Origin of the sequence: Nonomuraea sp. NPDC049028, assembly GCF_043197735.1 — a bacterium.
In the GTDB taxonomy this organism is placed as follows: Bacteria; Actinomycetota; Actinomycetes; order Streptosporangiales; family Streptosporangiaceae; genus Nonomuraea.
Window position 1 is genome coordinate 55497 of record NZ_JBICTR010000009.1, and the last position, 13218, is coordinate 68714.

At 68.9% G+C, this 13218-nt stretch carries 13 protein-coding genes; 4 read left to right on the forward strand and 9 right to left on the reverse strand.

The annotated features are described in order from the left end of the window. Window positions 1-80 precede the first annotated feature (80 nt). From ACGFJ2_RS33755 to ACGFJ2_RS33765, 3 genes are all read left to right on the forward strand, one after another. A complete protein-coding gene (locus ACGFJ2_RS33755; RefSeq protein ID WP_393475211.1) occupies window positions 81-1178 on the forward strand; it encodes a helix-turn-helix domain-containing protein in 1098 nt (365 codons plus the stop codon). Next, window positions 1175-1720 (forward strand): hypothetical protein, encoded by a 546-nt coding sequence (locus tag ACGFJ2_RS33760; protein ID WP_393475214.1) that lies wholly within the window; start codon window positions 1175-1177, stop codon window positions 1718-1720. Before ACGFJ2_RS33755 ends, ACGFJ2_RS33760 begins: the two co-directional genes overlap by 4 nt. Window positions 1721-1856: 136 nt before the next feature. Beyond that, entirely contained in the window at window positions 1857-2303 is a 447-nt protein-coding gene (locus ACGFJ2_RS33765; RefSeq protein ID WP_393475217.1) for a GNAT family N-acetyltransferase, read from the forward strand. 56 nt (window positions 2304-2359) lie between these two features. On the opposite strand, the gene ACGFJ2_RS33770 is transcribed toward ACGFJ2_RS33765, so the two are convergent. From ACGFJ2_RS33770 to ACGFJ2_RS33810, 9 genes are all read right to left on the reverse strand, one after another. Beyond that, window positions 2360-5212, reverse strand: a complete 2853-nt coding sequence (locus tag ACGFJ2_RS33770) for a CDP-glycerol glycerophosphotransferase family protein (protein ID WP_357944422.1) — start codon at window positions 5210-5212, stop codon at window positions 2360-2362. Window positions 5213-5307: 95 nt separating this feature from the next. Then, window positions 5308-5631 (reverse strand): MGMT family protein, encoded by a 324-nt coding sequence (locus ACGFJ2_RS33775; protein WP_357944419.1) that lies wholly within the window; start codon window positions 5629-5631, stop codon window positions 5308-5310. Then, a complete protein-coding gene (locus ACGFJ2_RS33780; RefSeq protein WP_357944416.1) occupies window positions 5619-5978 on the reverse strand; it encodes a hypothetical protein in 360 nt (119 codons plus the stop codon). The genes ACGFJ2_RS33775 and ACGFJ2_RS33780 overlap by 13 nt, the downstream gene beginning before the upstream one ends. Window positions 5979-6000: 22 nt before the next feature. Continuing rightward, window positions 6001-7158 (reverse strand): S8 family serine peptidase, encoded by a 1158-nt coding sequence (locus ACGFJ2_RS33785; RefSeq protein ID WP_357944413.1) that lies wholly within the window; start codon window positions 7156-7158, stop codon window positions 6001-6003. Next, the gene (locus ACGFJ2_RS33790; protein WP_357944410.1) at window positions 7152-7952 is read right to left on the reverse strand and encodes a hypothetical protein; all 801 of its coding nucleotides are present in this window, start codon (window positions 7950-7952) and stop codon (window positions 7152-7154) included. Before ACGFJ2_RS33790 ends, ACGFJ2_RS33785 begins: the two co-directional genes overlap by 7 nt. 155 nt (window positions 7953-8107) lie before the next feature. Then, window positions 8108-9370, reverse strand: a complete 1263-nt coding sequence (locus tag ACGFJ2_RS33795; protein ID WP_393475222.1) for a S8 family serine peptidase — start codon at window positions 9368-9370, stop codon at window positions 8108-8110. Then, on the reverse strand, window positions 9364-10083 hold the full coding sequence (locus tag ACGFJ2_RS33800; RefSeq protein WP_357944406.1) for a hypothetical protein: 720 nt from the start codon (window positions 10081-10083) through the stop codon (window positions 9364-9366). Before ACGFJ2_RS33800 ends, ACGFJ2_RS33795 begins: the two co-directional genes overlap by 7 nt. Before the next feature lie 91 nt (window positions 10084-10174). Further along, a complete protein-coding gene (gene moeZ / locus ACGFJ2_RS33805) occupies window positions 10175-11356 on the reverse strand; it encodes an adenylyltransferase/sulfurtransferase MoeZ (protein ID WP_393475225.1) in 1182 nt (393 codons plus the stop codon). 47 nt (window positions 11357-11403) lie between these two features. Next, window positions 11404-12303, reverse strand: a complete 900-nt coding sequence (locus ACGFJ2_RS33810) for an alpha/beta hydrolase (protein ID WP_393475228.1) — start codon at window positions 12301-12303, stop codon at window positions 11404-11406. Window positions 12304-12709: 406 nt separating this feature from the next. Between ACGFJ2_RS33810 and ACGFJ2_RS33815 the strand changes: the two genes are divergently transcribed. Beyond that, on the forward strand, window positions 12710-13066 hold the full coding sequence (locus tag ACGFJ2_RS33815) for a hypothetical protein (protein WP_357652003.1): 357 nt from the start codon (window positions 12710-12712) through the stop codon (window positions 13064-13066). Window positions 13067-13218: the final 152 nt, after the last annotated feature.

The window sequence follows — 13218 nt, forward strand, 5'->3', positions numbered from 1 at the left end:
ATGTGCTCTTGAGATAACGATTACCCCTATGTTCTCCGAACGATCTGCTAAGCGATGGCCGTCCGTGCGATTATCGCACTATGAAGGATGGCAGAGAGTGGACAGGCGTAGGTGACCGCGTCCGCGAATGCCGGCTCGCGGCTGACATGTCCCAGGAGCAGCTCGCTTCGGCCATGAATCTCGACCGCACAATGATCGCCAAGATCGAGACAGGCGTGCGTCGGATCGACGCGCTAGAACTGGCCAAACTTTCGGCCATCCTCAAGGTCCCGTTGAGCTACTTTCTCAGCTCTCCCCCGCCGGTCGTTTCCCGTCGCACGGAGTTGGCCGACGACACTGTGACCGACGCCACCCGACAGTCCTACCGGTTGGAGATCGCGCTATCCACTTGGCTGTCCGACGTCCAACAGCTCATAGAACTCGGAGAATTGGCCGCTCCACGCATCGAGCGATATCCCGAGACCGTGGAGGACACCCTGAGCGCGCGTTCTGCGGCCTCGTGGGCACGCGGGCGGCTCAACCTCGGGCTTGATCCCATCGACTCGATGATGTCCGTATGCGAGCGACTCGGACAGCTGGTGGCCATAGTCGAGACGCCCGGTGACGGAGCTTCCTTGGTCGAAGACGATATCGCCGTGGCGGTCGTCAGCAGCAACGGCGATCCAGGCCGCCGCCGCGCGACGGCGGCCCACGAGCTCGGACATCTGATAATCGGCGACGAATACTCCTCCGACATCGGTGTCCACAGCTCGCGCGCCGAAAGGGAGTCGATCATAGATTCCTTCTCCGCGGAATTACTGCTGCCGATCGACACGCTCACCGAGTGCGTCCCCGCCGGCCCGACCACGAAGCGGGACATACTGATCACCTTCGCCGCGAAGTACCGGACATCGTGGTCGTTGACCCTTCGTCAGGCGACCGAGGCCGGTTTCATCGACAGGGACGCCGCCAAAACACTGCGTCAACGCAATCCGACGCGAGCGGAGCTGATGGAAGCGGTCGGCTGGGCTCCACAGCCGGATCTCGAGGCGGTTCTCGTTCCGCCGCGCTACGCGCACGCCGTACTGCAGACGTTCAAGAACGGGCTCATCACGACATCCCGCGCGGTTGAGATGATGCGCGGCCAGGTCTCGGCGGCCGACCTCCCTGCCCGGGATTACACGGACCTGGAGCCATGAACGGCGACGAGCCCGATCCCCCTTTGGTGTTCGACGCAACCTGTCTCAGCCATTTCTGCCGCGCCGAACGTTTCGATGTGCTGCGAGATCTACTGCTCGGGTCCACCTGTCTCACGACTCATGTGGTGCGCGAAGAGATACGACAGGGACTGACAAAATATCCAACTCTCCGCAGCGCTCTGGACGCGGATTGGCTGGGCGTGGCAAGACTTGACTCCTTCGAAGAGCTCCAGTGTTTCGCCAGATGGGTCAAGCGCATCGGCTCCTCCGACAGGGACCGAGGAGAAGCAAGCGTGTTCTCAGCGGCCGAACTGTCCGGCGGCATCGCGATCACGGATGACAGGGAAGCCGTGCAGGTGGGCCGGGCCTACGGTTTGAAAGTGCACGGCACCATCTGGTTGCTCGCCAACGCACGTCGCGATGGGAAGCTCACCGACGTATCAGCCGGGAACCTCATCGATGCCTTGCGCGCGACCAGCATGCGGTTGCCGTGTTCTGGATCGACGTTCGGTGCGTACATTCGCTCGTTCGATCCGCGCTGAGGCGAATAGCGTCCACCGGGTGGTGTACCGAGGTGGTCCTTAGATTCAGCCGAAGAGTGGCTGTGTCATAGGAGACCACTCTGCCCCTACCTTGTGGCGTGCCGCGACCGACCGTGCGAAGTCCTCAGGAGGCGCCGTGATCAGCATCCGCAAGCTCCGCCCGTCTGACAGAGCGGCTTGGGAGAGCCTGTTCCGCGCCTACATCGACTTCTACCAGCGAGTCGAGCCGGACCTGATGTACGACAGGGCGTGGGATGAATTCCAGGCGGACACGCGTCTACACGCCCTCGGCGCGACACTGGACGGCAGGCTCATAGGGATCACGCATTTCCTCACCCATCCGAGCACCTCGGCACCGGATACTGACGTCTGCTATTTGCAGGACCTGTTCACGGCTGAGGATGTGCGTGGGCTGGGTGTGGGTCGTACGTTGATCGAGAGCGTGGTCGACTGGGCCCGGGATCGTGGTTGCGATCGCGTCTATTGGAACACCCACGAGTCGAACGCCACCGCGCGGCGCCTTTACGACAAGGTGGCCGTGAACCGGGGCTTCATCCGGTATCAGATCGACCTGCCGCGATAGGGATCGATCCTGGGTTCTCGACGGCCACCCACCCAGACGGGTGGGTGGCCAGCTGTCTAGGAGAACAGGTGGTCCACAACTCGGGCCGTTGCCTTGCCGTCGTCCCTAGGAGCGAAGGTGGCGCGGAAGGCGTCGTAGCGGTCCGCGTGGGCCGCGGCCACCGAGTCGATCGAGCGTAGTGCGTCGATCACCTCCGCCGACGTCGACAGCACCGGCCCCGGCGCCTGCTCCGGGAGGTCGATGTAGAGACCGCGCTTCGATGAGTATTTCGCCAGGTCGTACCCGTAGAAGACGATCGGGCGGCCGGTGGCGGCGAAGTCGAACATGACCGAGGAGTAGTCCGTGACCAGCACGTCCGTCACGAGCAGCAAATCCGCCATATCGGGATAAGTCGTGACGTCGTGGGCGATGTCGGGGACGGCGGGCATGGCTTGCATGGGGTGGGCTCTGACCAGGAGTTCGTGGTCGGCGCCCAGTGCCTCGCGGGCCTTGGCCAGGTCGAGCTTCACCATCGCGTTCTTGCGGTCATAGTCTCGCCAGGTCGGCGCGTACAGCACCACGCGCTTGCCCTCGACCAGGCCCAGCCGCTCCCGCACCGCGGCCGCCAGCGAGTCGCGGTCCGGCGAGGTGAGCACGTCGTTGCGCGGCAGCCCACTCTCCAGGATCTCCCCCTGGTAGCCGAACGCGCGCCGCAGCACCGGCGTGGCCCAGGGCGACTGCGACAGCAGCACGTCCCAGCCGCGCACCTCGGCCGCCTGCCGGTGCCAGATCGGCGGGCGGGGGTCGCGGGTCATGTGCGGCTGGTCGTTGCCGATGCGCTTGGCCGGCGTGCCGTTCCAGGTCTGCAGGACGACCTGGTCCTCGCGCGAGCGGAACCAAACCGGCAGGAACGCATTTGTCACGATAAATCTGGAGCGGGCGAGCGCAGCGTGGTGCTCGCGGCTGCCGGCGCGTACCGAGGTGGTGCCCGGAGGCGGCGTGAACGCGCCGTCCTTGACGATCCAGATGTGCTCGCGGTCATCACCCCGCCGCACCCGCTCCTCGTAGATCGCCCGGACGCTGTCGGCGTAGAGGCGGCCGTCGTTGACCACGTAGACGGTCGCGTCGGTCAGCGGCTCGGTGCGCTGTGCCGGATAGAAGACCCGCCGCAGCACGTGAGTGCCCGCGACGCCCTTCTCGTCGGCCGGCCGCTCCTCTTCCACGGCCACCACCGGCACGTCGAAGCGCGTCGAGAGCATCCGGAAGGACCGCCCCTCGGACGCGCGCGGCTCCTCGTCGAGGCCGGGCAGCGCCGCGTGGTCCATGCGGACGGGGACGATCTCCCCGGACGGGTGCCGGAGCGACATGTTCCAGGTTCCGGACGACAGCGGCACCACCTCGCCGAAGCGGTCCATCGACGCGGGCTCGAGGCGTACGGAGAACTGATCGCCCGTACGCTCCATCGGCACGTGGTAGGACAGCCCCGACCGGTGGCGCAGCGTCAGCACGCGCGGCCCGGCCGCGTCGGGGTAGTTGCCACGCAGCACCAGCGTGAGCCCCTCCCACACCGCCGAGGTGATCACCGGGCGGATGCGGTGGGCGGAGACGAGCACGCGGTCGCGCCGGTCGCCCAGCACGGTGATCTCGCGGTCGCCGGACGGCATCCTGGTCTCCACCAGGTCGGCGAGCATGACGGACGCGGCGGGATCGCCCTTCGGCTCGACCCAGAGCCGCCGCCCGTCCTTCTCCTGCAGCAGGGCGGACACGGCCTGGCTGACCAGCACCTCCGTGCCGTTGGCCACCGGCGTGAACTCGGCGGCCATGCGGTGGCCGCCCAGCCGGGCATGGCCCTTGGTCACCGTACGGCCGGCCAGGAAGATCTTCAGCTCCAGGCGGTCGCCCTCGACGGAGACCCCGGTGAGCTCGGCGCGGTTGGGCTGGAGCACGACCTGCAGCGCCCGGTCGGAGGTCCACACCGGCCTGGCCCACCAGCCCGGCCGCAGCTTGAGCCCGGCGGGACGCTCGGTGCGGCCGGGGGACGCGCCACGCAGCAGGCCCGTCGCCCGCGCGCCGCGGCTGTAGAAGACGATCTCGGCCCGCCACGTCGTGGTGTCGTGGACGGCGGGCCGGTGGCGCATCCGCCTGCGTACGGCGTGCACGAGGCCGCGCACGGCTCCGCGCCAGCGCAGGGACCATGGGCTGAGGTCGGCGGTGAACCCGGACCAGTCGTAGTTGCAGCCGGGCTCGCGCGCGCCGTGCGTTGCCTCGGGGGCCAGCACCCGGCGCGTGCGCAGGCGCACCGGAGGCAGCCAGCGCGGCCCGCGCAGCACCACGGTCGCCCAGTTGAACCGGCGGCTACGCACGGACAGGCCCGCCAGGTAGGCGAAGCCGGTGACGCGCAGCTTGCCGTTGACCCAGACGATGTCGTCGATGTGGGTCACGGGCACCAGGTCGGCGCGCCGCAGCCGGTAGAGGGCGGCGGGGAGCTCGTCACGGAAGGGCAGGTCGGCGTACCAGCGCAGACCCGCGCGGATCCGCTTGGACGGCTCGGCCGCCGCCGCCACGACCTTGGTGAGCGTGTCGCCGTCGACGAGCTCGTCGTCCGGGCGATGCTCGATGAGGTGGCAGATCAGGCGCCGCGCGACCGGCAGGTCACGCTTGACGCCCGCGTCCACGGCCGCCAGGTAGGGGCGCAGCAACGTGATGAGCTCACGCCTGCGCGCCGCGCCACGCTTGACGGCCAAGTCCATCCGCGCGCCCAGCGGTCCGCTGAGCACCTCGGTGTCGAACGCCGAGTCGCGGCCGCCCGGTCCGACGGCCTTCATGACCGCGTCGAGCGGCTCGCCTCGGTCACAGAGATCCTGGACAGCCTTCAGGCGATCGGCGATCAGATCGCCGCCCTGACTCAGGGCTGTGACGCCGGTTGCCATCGGTAAGGCACCGCCTTTCGAACCGCCATCACTGGTTCTAGCCATCGTAAGGGGAGTCACGTGCGGCGGATTCGCTTAACGAGCGAATCCGCTGGTCAAACTCGTTTCTGAGAATCGGCTGAACGACCGTCCCAGCGCGCCTGGCGCATGTCGACGCGCTCACCGCGCAGGGGGGTGCCCTCTTCGCGCCAGTGCTCCAGACAGCGTCGCACGTGGTCAGGGGCCGCGCCGGTGCCGTCGGAGTGCACCACGCGCCACCACGGCACGCCGCCGCCCCAGGTCGACATGACCTGCCCGACCTGACGTGGTCCGCCCTCGCCGAGATATTCGGCGATGTCGCCGTAGGACATGACCATGCCCGGCGGGATGGACTCCACTACCTCGAGGACCCGTTCGGCGAACGGATTCACGGAGTCCATGCGTTGGGCCCCGCCTCGATCATTTCGTGAAACTTGCCGATCTCGACCACCGAACCGCCGGCCACCAGCTCCACGATGCCGTCGCGCAGCGTGTAGCTCTCGCCGTCTTCGCCGACGAGCCTGGCGCCGAGGGCGGCCGCCAGCAGGACGAGCTGCGCCACTTGCCAGTCGGAGCCCGGCTCGCCGATCACCTGATCGCGCCAGTGCCCCACGACGTGCGTGTCACCGGCGTGTCCGGTGACGATCTCGTCCGACCCGCGCACCCCGAAACCGGCCGGCGCGATCGCCTTCGCGAGCTCGGAAAACGCCAAGGGCGCCTCACGAACCACGCGCAGCTCGTATCCCATGACGCGCGACCATAGCGGATCTTTACTCTCTACGCTGATTGAGCACGATGATGGCCCCGCAGAACATCACCAGCGCCAGCAGCACGCCCCCTCCATAGAGCCACAGCCGCCACGGATCGGGCCCCGGACGCGACGGCCCGGGCGAGTCCTCGCCGACGCCGAAGTGCCGGTCGTCGGGCACGGCGACCTCGCGCTGCTCTCCGGCCAGCCGTTCGGCCGCGTTGAGCGCGGCACCGGCGTCGACCACCCCGAACCCGGTCTTGTCGTCATAACCGGCGGCGGGCCGTCCCCGGGCGCTCGCGGCCAGGGCCTGCGCGACCTGCTCGGGCGCCATGGCGGGATAGCGCGACTTGACCAGCGCGGCCACCCCGGCCACGAGCGCGCTGGCCGAGCTGGTGCCCTCCGAAAGCTCGTAGCCGCCCTTGCGCTTGACGACGGGTACGCCCACCCCCGGCGCGGAGACGAGGACGGACAGGTTGTCGCTGCTGAACGTCGCGCCCTTGCCCTGCTTGTCGACGGCCGCGACGCCGATGACGCCCGAATAGCCCGCGGGGAAGCTCCAGAACGAGGTGCCGTTGTCCTTGGCGTACTTGGTCTGCCCGTCGTTGCCGACGGCGGCGACCAGCACGACACCCTTGCCGAGCGCGTAGGAGACGGCCTCGCGTTCGGACTTGAGCGGCCCGTAGGAGCCGATCGACATGCTGATGACCTTGGCGCCGTGGTTGGCGGCGTAGCGGATGGCACGGGCCAGCGGGCTCTCCAGCGCGCTCTGCTCCTCCTGCTGGGGGTCGATGGTGCCGGCGCCGGGATCCTCGTCGACCGCCAGGGCCAGGGAGAGGATGCCCGACTCCGGTGCCACGCCGATCAGCCCGTCGTCGGCCCCGGACCCGGCGATGAGGGCGGCCATCGCGGTGCCGTGCTCGCCGGGTTTGGCCTGGCGCTGGACGGTGGCCTCGGTCATGTCGGGACCGGCGGTCACGCGGCCGCGCAGCTCCTTGAGCTTGCCGTCGACCCCGCTGTCGACCACGGCCACGGTGACGCCCTTGCCCTTGGTGACCGTCCACGCCTGCTCGACGTTGAGCGCGTCGAGGACCCACTGCTGCTGGTCCCGGACGGGGGCGGCCGCCGGGGCGTGCAGCATGACCAGGGCGGCGGTCAGCGCGCGTACGACGGTCAGCACACGTTCCCCTGAGTGCAGGGCGGAACCTTCGGCGGGTCCGCCAGGAAGTAGGCGATCTGGTTGCCGATCGACTTGCCCGCCGGCCACAGCTCGCTGTGGAGGATCTCCTCGGGCGGGATGGCCGCCCGGGTCCTGCCGTCGGTGTAGCCCGCCGTCGAGAACACGATGTACGGTCCGGCGCCCACCCAGCCCGTACGCTGGCGCTGGTCGGCCCCGAACCGCTCGGTCACCGTGCCGGGGAAGGCCACGGGCAGCACGCCGACCCGGTCGTCCTGGGTGAGCTGCTCCGTCGCCGATAGCCTGGAGTCCTCGTCCTTGAGTACGGCCACGCCGACCGTGAAGACGAACATGGCCGTCTGATCCACGTAGGTGGCGCGGAGCATGGTCACGCATCCGTTGTCGTCGAGGACGCCCGCCACGGACGGGTCGACGCCCTTGCCGCACTCGGTCTCGGGGGCGATGCCGACGCGCCGGGCGTATTGCTGGGCCTTGTCGAGCCCGACGTACTTGACCTCTTCGGGGAAGACGTCGGTGGCGGGCCACGCCTGCCAGCGCCTGGCGATCTCCTCTTGTTTGTACTGGTTCTGCTCGGCGGCGGTCAGCGGGCGCGACCGGGTCTCTTCGAGCAGCCCGATCGTGCCGAGCAGCACGAGGACGGCCGAGGCGACCACGATGGTGCCGACCAGCGTCACGAACAGACGGCGGAAGCGCACACCCTGCCGGAGCACGGCCTGCTCCACCCGCTCCTTGCTCGCCAGCCTGTCGCGGCCGGTGGCGGCCGGCCAGGAGCGCACGCGAGAACGGCGGCCGGCTGGAGCACCGAGCGGGTTCCTTCGTCCCGATGTGGCTCCCCCGGCGCGCGGCAACCCTGAGGTGGACCTACGTGCCTTCACCACCGCCTCGTTCCCAGGCTCGGTTCGTGTCTATTTCGTCCCCCTTAGCGGGCGGATCATGCGTCTTGCCCATTCTGAGCGCGACGCACGCGTCTGACCAGGGCGAATATCGCCCACATGGAGGAGAGCGCGCCGAGGGCGGCCGCCAAGGCGATCGTCCCATAGACCTTTACGCGCGCTTGGTCCCTGTTGACGACCTCGATCCGGCCCACCGATCCGCCGGCGAGCGGCCGGGCGGGGTCCTGCGCCTGCGCCCCCGCGGCCGTCTCGGTGTGCTTGGCGAGCCGGGCCGCCTCGGCGAGCGCCTTGGCGGCGTTGACAACGCCGAAGCCGGTGGCGGTGTCGTAGCCGCCCGGTGGCCGGTCGGTGGCGCTCGCCGTCATGGCCTGCGCGACCAGCGGCGGCGACATCGCCGGATATTTGGCCTTGATGAGGGCGGCCACCCCGGACACCAGCGCGGTGGCCTGCGAAGTGCCCCTGCCGACCCAGTACTCGTCGTCGGGGCCCGCGCCCATGATGTCGACGCCGGGCGCGGCCACCAGCACCGATGAGTTCCAGTTGGAGAATGTCGCCCGCCGCAGCCGCCGGTCCGTCGCGCCCACGGACACGACGCCGGGGAAGGCGGCCGGATAGGAGAAGGGGGCGAATCCCGTCTCATCGGGCTTGCCCGCGCCGTCATTGCCCGCGGCGGCCACCAGCACGACGCCCTTGGAGATCGCGTAACGCACGGCCGCCCGCTCCTCAGCGGTCGCCAGATCCTTGGAGATCGACATGTTGATCACGCGCGCCCCCCGATCGACCGCGTAGCGAATGCCCCTGGCCACCACGTTCTCGAAGCGCACGGCGGTGTTGAACTCCCTGAACCCCGGCTCCTCGTCTTCCAGTATCACCCGGACCGACAGCAGCCGCGCCTTCGGAGCCACCCCGATCACGCCGAGCTTCCCCCCGTGTCCGTGGCCGTGCCCGGCGATCAGCGAGGCCATGTACGTGCCGTGCAAGCGACGCGGCGGCACGTCCGGCGGGTTGGCGCCCTCGGTGAAGTCCTTGCCCACGGTCACGGAGCCGGCCAGGTCGCGGTGGCCGGGATCGACGCCCGAGTCGAGCACGGCCACGGTGACGCCCGCGCCCTTGCTGATCCGCCACGCCTTCTTCAGCTCCAGCGTGCTGATCACCGGCTCCTGACCGCCGCGCACGTCGTCCGCCAGCGCGGGCGCGGCGTTGAAGAGCCCCGGCGTGGGCCCGGCGCTCAAGGCCCCCAGCGCGGATCCGGCGCTGAAGAGGAGCGTCGCCGTGATGAGCACGGCCGCGCGGGTCAGCACCGCCACTCCTGGGAGGCGCAGTCGGGCATCCGCGGCGTGCTCAGGTCGGCCAGGATCCGCTCGGAGATCTCGCCGGCGAAGGCGAAGATGGCCGGCCGCTGCTCACCGACCGTGCGCGCCGGACGGCCGTCGACCTGGCCCGCCGTGGTCAGCACGAGGTACGGGCCGGCCTGGCGTACCGAGCCGGCCTGACGTACGGAAGGGGTGAAACGGTCGGAGACCGTGTCCCGGAAGGCCACGGGCCGCAGGCCGGGCACGGGGGCGCCGGCGGCGGAAAAGGCGGACTTGGCGCGTACGGCCTTGGGCTCGTCGGGCAGGGCCACGACGCCGACGGTGACGAGCACGCCCCGCAGGGCGTCGATGTAGGTGGCGCGCAGCACCCCCAGGCAGCCCGCCTTGCGCAGGGCCTTGGCGGCTTTGGCGTCGACGGAGTCGGCGCAGGTGACGGCCGGTGAGATGCCGATCCGGCTGGCACGTTCGCGGCCGCCCTGCTCGGCGGAGTAGGGCAGGCTGGCGGGGAAGATGCGCCCGCTCGCCCAGGTGCGCCACCGCTCGGCGACCTCGCGCCTGGCCGCCGAGTGGAGTTCGGCCGGGCTCGGGCCGCGGGACAACTCCGCGCCCGCCACACTGGCCGCGACCCCGGCGGCGACCGCGCAGACCATGGTCAGCACGGAGGCCGCCACGAGAGCGGGCCAGGGGCGGGCGTCGTCCACGGCATCGACCTTAATGCGGGCGACCGGGCGCCATCCGCAGAAAGCAGACGCCAGTGGACGGACTCACGGAACGGACATCACGGAAAAAGTATCAGTAGGAGGGCAGGCTGGGGTCGACGGTCGCGACCCAGCTGAGCACCCCGCCGCCGACGTGCACCGCGTCGGAGAACCCGGCGTTCTTGACGATCGCCAGCGCCTCCGCCGAGCGCGCGCCCGACTTGCAGTGGAGCACGATGCGCTTGTCCTGCGGCAGCTTCTCCAGGGCCGAGCCGTTGAGGAACTCGCCCTTGGGGATCAGCGTGGCGCCGGGGATGGAGACGATCTCGTACTCGTTGATCTCGCGGACGTCGACGAGGAAGATGTCGTCGCCGTTGTCCTGCATGGCCTTGAGCTCGCGGGCGGTGATCGTCGAGCCCGTCGCGGCCTCGGCGGCCTCGGCGGAGATCGCGCCGCAGAACGCCTCGTAGTCGTCGAGCAGCTCGGTGACCGTCGGGTTCTTGCCGCACAGCACGCACTCGGGGTCCTTGCGGACCTTGACGTCGCGGTACTTCATCTCCAGGGCGTCATAGATCATCAGCCGGCCGACCAGCGGGTCGCCGATGCCGGTGAGCAGCTTGATGGCCTCGTTGACCTGGATGGAGCCGATCGAGGCGCACAGCACGCCGAGCACGCCGCCCTCGGCGCACGAGGGCACCATGCCGGGAGGCGGGGGCTCGGGGTAGAGGCAGCGGTAGCAGGGGCCGTGCTCGGCCCAGAACACGCTCGCCTGGCCGTCGAAGCGGTAGATCGAGCCCCAGACGTACGGCTTGCCGAGCAGCACCGCGGCGTCGTTCACCATGTAGCGGGTGGCGAAGTTGTCGGTGCCGTCGACGATGAGGTCGTAGCCGGAGAAGATCTCCATCACGTTGTCGTTGGTCAGCGCCGTGTTGTGGACGACGACGTTGACCAGCGGGTTGATCTCGCGGACCGTGGCCGCGGCGCTCTCGGCCTTCGGCCGGCCCACGTCGGACTGGCCGTGGATGATCTGGCGCTGCAGGTTGGACTCGTCGACGACGTCGAAGTCGATGACCCCCAGCGTGCCCACGCCCGCCGCCGCCAGATACATCAGCGCGGGCGAGCCCAGGCCTCCGGCGCCCACACAGAGCACCTTGGCGTTCTTCAGCCGCTTCTGCCCGGCCATCCCCACGTCGGGAATGATCAGGTGGCGCGAGTAGCGGCGCACTTCGTCGACGGTCAGCTCTGCGGCCGGCTCGACCAGCGGTGGCAACGACACTTTCTACGCTCCCGTTCGAGGGGGACTATCCCATCCACCTGTGAAACCTAGTTGGCGAGTGGGGCATTCCCCAAGCGTGTCTCACCGATCAGACGGCGGGCCTCCGCGGCGACCACGCGGGGCGTCTCCATCATCGCCACGTGCCCGGCTCGCGGCAGGAGTACCAGTCTGACCTGCCGGAACGTACGGGCCGCCTTGGCGGCCATGGCGGGGCGCACCAGGCGGTCGTGCCTGCCGTGGATGATCAGGGTGGGCGCCTCGATCAGGGCGGCCTGGCGCCACAGGTTCGCCTCGCCGCGGCGGAAGTACTCGGCCACGATGCCCCGGGCCGAGCCGATCATGGCGGCGGCGGCATGGGGCAGCCCGTCGCGCCTGCGCTGCTCCTCGATCGCGTCGCGCAGCCGTAGCGGATGGACCGCGGCGATGTCCGCCCAGACCATGGCGAAGGAGGACCTGATCCGCTGCTCGGCGGGGATCAACTGGAGCTTGCCCGCCACCCACTCGCCCAGCCGGGGCAGTGCCGCGGCGGCGATGCGCATCGGGCCGTACCTGGGCAGCAGGTCGGGCAGCGCCGGCGAGATGAGGACGAGCGAGCGCACCAGGTCGGGGCGGGTGGCGGCCACCCTGACGGCGACCGCGCCGCCCATCGAGTTGCCGAACAGGTGGGCGGGACCGGTCTCCTCCAGCAGGCCGATCACCGCGCGGGCGTGCGCTTCGATGGTGTAGTCGCCGTTCGCGGGTTCGGGTGAGAACCCCGCGCCGGGCAGGTCGATGGCGTAGCCGGTGACGAGGTCTTTCAGCTCGTCCATCAGGTCGGTCCAATTGGTGGCCGCGCCGGCCAGGCCGTGCACGAAGACCGCCTTCTCGGGGGCGCCTTCGGGGGTCTTCCTTACGTGCACCGACCCGAACATCCGTCCTGGCCAGTGCGGGATCGGTGCTGCTGTCATGCGTCCTCCTCGCCTCCTCCAACGATAACCGCCGTCGCCCTCCAGCCTACATTTCGGATAAATGCTCCTTTATTGGCATTTATCGGTACGCGATTCGCGGCCTTTAGCCGGATTTCTCGGCGGCGCCCCGCTTCCGGGGCCGTCGCCGCGAGCCGGAATCGGGGCGACCGCATCGCGGACGACCTGCCCCCATAAAACGGACAAATCATTTCATTTCATTTCATAAATGCTTAATAAGAGCAATGAGAGAGTTAGCGTATAGCAAAACACAACTACGGCCGTTTATCCCGCCGGAACGTCGGAAATAAATCAGCACGGATGACGCATTCAATGTCATCCAAGATATTTACCGTTCACTCCGGCAAATATCTGGAACAGGGCAACCGATCCTTTAGGGGGGAATTCAATGCCCAAGTTCAAGAGTGTCATCGCAGGGCTTGTGATCAGCACGGGTATGTCCGGCGGCCTCATCAGCCTCGGCGCCCTGACCACCGCCACCTCCGCCAGCGCCACGACCGCCTCCGCGAGCACCAGCGCCTCCACCTTCTCGTGGGGCTGTGGCCGTCGCTGCGGCGGCTGGGGCGGCTGGGGCGGCTGGGGCCGTCGCAACCACGGCCGCAGCGGCCGGGTCAAGGTCCACATCCACCTGCACAACAACAACCAGAACACCGTGCGTACGGACTCTGACGCCGACGCCAACGCTCGCTCGTTCAACTTCGAGCGTGAGGAAGAGGAGCGCGCTCGTCGCGAGGCGCTTCAGTAACAACTCGGAGACGGCCGATCCGGTCGTCGAGGAGATAGCCATGCAACCGGTTACGCGGTTGAGGTGAGCTCCGGACGCACCGCCGGGTGCCTGTGTCCTCGATAAAGGACACAGGCGCTCGGTAAAAGTCGCCACGCCAACGCGTCCGGGTT

Bases quoted from the DNA above. Each gene is read 5' to 3' on its own strand.
- ACGFJ2_RS33815 (WP_357652003.1), top strand. From the start codon at position 12,710: ATGCCCAAGTTCAAGAGTGTCATCGCAGGGCTTGTGATCAGCACGGGT.
- ACGFJ2_RS33755 (WP_393475211.1), top strand. From the start codon at position 81: ATGAAGGATGGCAGAGAGTGGACAGGCGTAGGTGACCGCGTCCGCGAA.
- ACGFJ2_RS33770 (WP_357944422.1), bottom strand. From the start codon at position 5,212: ATGGCAACCGGCGTCACAGCCCTGAGTCAGGGCGGCGATCTGATCGCC.
- ACGFJ2_RS33775 (WP_357944419.1), bottom strand. From the start codon at position 5,631: ATGGACTCCGTGAATCCGTTCGCCGAACGGGTCCTCGAGGTAGTGGAG.
- ACGFJ2_RS33760 (WP_393475214.1), top strand. From the start codon at position 1,175: ATGAACGGCGACGAGCCCGATCCCCCTTTGGTGTTCGACGCAACCTGT.
- ACGFJ2_RS33780 (WP_357944416.1), bottom strand. From the start codon at position 5,978: ATGGGATACGAGCTGCGCGTGGTTCGTGAGGCGCCCTTGGCGTTTTCC.
- ACGFJ2_RS33810 (WP_393475228.1), bottom strand. From the start codon at position 12,303: ATGACAGCAGCACCGATCCCGCACTGGCCAGGACGGATGTTCGGGTCG.